This window comes from Aeromicrobium sp. (genome assembly GCF_049586495.1).
Taxonomy (GTDB): Bacteria; Actinomycetota; Actinomycetes; order Propionibacteriales; family Nocardioidaceae; genus Aeromicrobium.
This window is the reverse complement of record NZ_JBAVCB010000182.1, coordinates 1-3,847: the sequence shown is the minus strand read 5'-3', so window position 1 is coordinate 3,847 and position 3,847 is coordinate 1. Positions and strand designations below refer to the sequence as shown.

General features: G+C 67.8%; 3 protein-coding genes. 1 reads left to right on the top strand and 2 read right to left on the bottom strand.

What is annotated here, in order from left to right; all coding sequences use genetic code 11:
• On the bottom strand, positions 1 to 1,166 hold a 1,166-nt coding region (locus tag WB508_RS09605), incomplete at its 3' end, for a class I SAM-dependent RNA methyltransferase (RefSeq protein WP_423844663.1).
• Positions 1,167 to 1,352: 186 nt separating this feature from the next.
• Positions 1,353 to 3,353 (bottom strand): APC family permease, encoded by a 2,001-nt coding sequence (locus WB508_RS09600; protein WP_423844662.1) that lies wholly within the window; start codon positions 3,351 to 3,353, stop codon positions 1,353 to 1,355.
• Between the two features lie 47 nt (positions 3,354 to 3,400).
• Here WB508_RS09600 and WB508_RS09595 point away from each other — a divergent pair.
• Positions 3,401 to 3,847, top strand: a 447-nt coding sequence (locus WB508_RS09595) for a potassium channel family protein (protein WP_423844664.1), incomplete at its 3' end; no start/stop codon positions are given.

Here is a 3,847-nt window from a genome sequence, read left to right as displayed (position 1 = left end):
AACGCCCGAAGGTCGGTCAGGACGTAGCCGTGCTCCTTCCATGAGGCGACGTCGCGAGACATGGCCGCCGGGTCGCAGGCTACGTAGACGATGCAACGTGGCCGGAGCGCAGCGATGCCCGCCACGGCGTGCTTGGCTCCGCTGCGCGGCGGATCGAGGACCACCACATCGGCCTGCTGCCCCAGCTGGCCTGCCGTCAACGCACGTTCTGTGGTGTCCGCCACGAGTCGGACGGTGGGCCGATCGTGCAGGTTGCGGCGTGCGTCGGCATGACCCCCTCGGTCTGCCTCGACGCTCAGGACCTGGCCCGTCGGGCCCGCCGCATCGGCGAGGAAGGACGTGAACAGCCCGACGCCGGCGTACAGGTCCAGCACGGTGTCGCCGCGGCGCACGTCGGCGACCGCACGAACCGCATCCACCAGAGTCTCGGCCGCTGCGGGATGTACCTGCCAGAATCCCGAGCCGGTGACCCGGAAGTCACGGTCGTGCACCCGCTCAGTCAGGTGGGCGCTGCCGCCGCGGACCGTGCCGTCGTCGGCCACGACTCCACCCACTGCAGCCTCGGTGTCATCCGCGATGGATGCGTCCGTCACCAGCATCCGCTCTCCCGTGGACGAGACGATCGCCTCGACGGTCGCCGCGTCCCAACGCTGACCTGTGACGTCGGGCAGGTCCTGGTGGGCGATGGGGCAGACATCGACCGGCACGACGTCGTGTGAGCGGTGTCGGCGCAGACCGGGCCGCCCGTCCGGCGTGACGGCCCATGCCATGCGGGTGCGCCAGCCGAGCGTCGGCTCCACTGCCTCGACCTCGCCGGCCCAGGTGATCCCGGCGAGCCGCTCCAGCTGCTCGCGGACGACCTCGGTGAGCAACGCGCGCTGCGTGTCCAGGCTCGCGTGCTGAAAGTCGCAACCGCCGCACACCCCCGCGAGGTCGCACGGCGGTGCGACCCGGCCAGGGGCAGCCCGCAGCACCTCGACCGCGTCTGCGCGCAGGAACCGCTTGTTGCGCTCGGTGATCTTGATGCACACCTGCTCCCCCGGCAACGCATGCCGCACGAAGACCACTTGACCGTTCAGCCGCGCCACGCAGTGCCCTCCGTGCGCGACCGGCCCAACGTCAACCACCAGACGTTCACTCACGGCATCAACGTCCTTGGTGACCATGGGCCGAGCCTAGCGAGGCAAGGCGCACCGGCGGAGCCGACAGCGCTGAGGAACGAGGCGCTGAAACGGGGAGCGCAGCGACCCGTGCGCCCCATGGGCCGAGCCTAGCGAGACAAGGCGCACCGGCGGAGCCGGCAGCGCTGAGGAACGAGGCGCTGAGACCTGAAGCGTAGCAACCCGTGCTCCTCAGCGCCCTCTACGGGCATCGCCGGGGGCGGGGCGATCCTCGTTGAGTCGTTGCTTTGCTTCCGCCGCCGACACCAGCTGGTACGGCACGCTGGTGACCACGACGCCGGGCATGAACAACAGGCGGCCCTTGAGGCGCAAAGCGGTCTGGTTGTGCAGGATCTGTTCCCACCAGCGACCGACGACGTACTCGGGAATGTAGATCATGACGATGTCGCGGGGACTTGCCTTGCGCAGCTCTCTGACGTAGCGGATGACCGGCCGGACCAGCTCGCGGTAGGGAGAGCTGACCACCTTGAGCGGCACCGGGATGTTGAGCTCGTCCCACTGCTCGATCATGGCGCGGGTCTGATTGGGGTCGAGCTCCACCGTGAGTGCCTCGAGCACGTTGGGACGAGATACCCGCGCGTAGGCGAGCGCGCGCATGGTCGGCTTGTGCAGCTTGCCGACCAGCACGATGGCGTGCACCCGACTGGGCAGCGTGACGTCGGAGTCGTCGATGGCGAGCTCGTCGGCCACCCGCGCGTAGTGCCGCCCGATGGCTCGCATCATGGTGAACAGCGACACCATCGCCACGATCGCGATCCACGCACCGGCGAAGAACTTGGTGACCAGCACGATGATCAGCACCGTGAAGGTCATGCCGAGGCCGATGGCGTTGACGACCCGCGACCGCTGCATCCGCCGCCGCGCGTCCAGGTCTGTCTCGGTGCGTAGGTTGCGGTTCCAGTGCCGGATCATGCCGAGCTGGCTGAGCACGAAGGACACGAAGACGCCGACGATGTACAGCTGGATCAGCCGAGTGACCTCGGCGTCGAAAGCCTGGATCAGCACGATCGCGGCCACGGCGAGAAGAATGATGCCGTTGCTGAAGGCGAGACGATCCCCCCGGGTGTCGAGCTGGCGTGGCAAGAAGCCGTCGCGGGCCAGGATCGATCCAAGCACCGGAAAGCCGTTGAACGCGGTGTTGGCGGCCAAGATCAAGATGATGCCGGTGCACGCGATGGTGAAGTAGAACAGCGGGGTGAAATCGCTGTACAAGGTCTTGGCCAGCTGGCCGATGACGGTGTCTTGCTCGTATCCCTCGCCCACGGGGACACCATCGACCAGCAGCTGGGTGGCGGGGTCCTCGACGTAACGCAGGTGCATCAGGTCAGCCAGCACCACGATGCTCATCAACATCGTGATCGACAAGGTGCCCAGCAGCGCGAGCGTGGTGGCGGCGTTCTTGCTCTTGGGCTTGCGGAAAGCCGGCACTCCGTTGCTGATGGCCTCCACACCTGTCAGGGCTGCGCATCCGGACGAGAACGCGCGGGCCAGCAGGAACACCATCGCGACGCCGGTGAGGCCGTTCTCGAACTGCTCGGCCGGTGCGATGTCGAAGCCGGCGCTCGGCACCTGGGGCAGGTCGCCGAACAGATAGCGCGCATACCCCCAGGCGCCCATCAGCAAGATCGAGATCATGAACAGGTAGGTGGGCACGGCGAAGGCTCGGCCCGATTCCTTGGTTCCGCGCAGGTTCATGGCCATGAGGAGCAGCACCAAGACCGTCGCCGCGGTGGCCTCGTGTCCGTCGAGCCACGGCAGGGCCGAGGTCGCGTTCTGCACGCCCGAGGAGATCGAGACGGCGACGGTGAGCACGTAGTCCACCAGCAGTGCGCTGCCGACCGTCAGACCCGCCGTGGGTCCGAGGTTGACCGTCGCGACCTCGTAGTCGCCGCCGCCGCTGGGATAGGCATGCACGTTCTGCCGGTAGGACGCGATGACGATCGCCAACACCAGGGCCACGCCGATGCCGACCTGCCAGTTGAAGGTGTAGGCGGACAGTCCGCCGAGCGACAACGTCAGGAAGATCTCGTCGGGCGCGTAGGCCACCGACGACAGGGCGTCGCTGGCGAACACCGGGACGGCGATGCGCTTGGGCAGCAACTGCTCTCCCAGCTGGGTGCTGCGCAGCTTGCGTCCAACGATGGCCCGCTTGGCGGCCCCAGAGATTCCCACCCGGCAGATGCTAGACCGTGTAGCGTCAACGCGTGCACATCGTGATCATGGGATGCGGCCGCGTGGGATCTGCGCTGACACGCAGCCTGGAGGACCGCGGCCACTCCACCGCCGTCATCGACACCAATCCGGACGCCTTCCGTCGCCTTGGCCCTGGATTCGCCGGCATCACGGTCACCGGCATGGGCTTCGACCAGCACGTGCTGGAAATGGCCGGCATCGAGCGCGCCGACGCGTTCGCCGCGGTGTCCAGCGGTGACAACTCGAACATCATCTCGGCGCGAGTGGCCCGCGAGCAGTTCAAGGTCCCGAATGTCGTCGCGCGCATCTACGACCCGGGCCGCGCCGAGGTCTACGAGCGGCTGGGCGTCCCCACCGTGGCCACCGTTCCGTGGGCTGCTGACCAGGTGCTGCGGCGCCTCGTGCCCGATGACTCTGAACCTGCCTGGCGCGATCCGTCCGGCGAGGTCCGCCTTGACACCGCCTACGCCCCG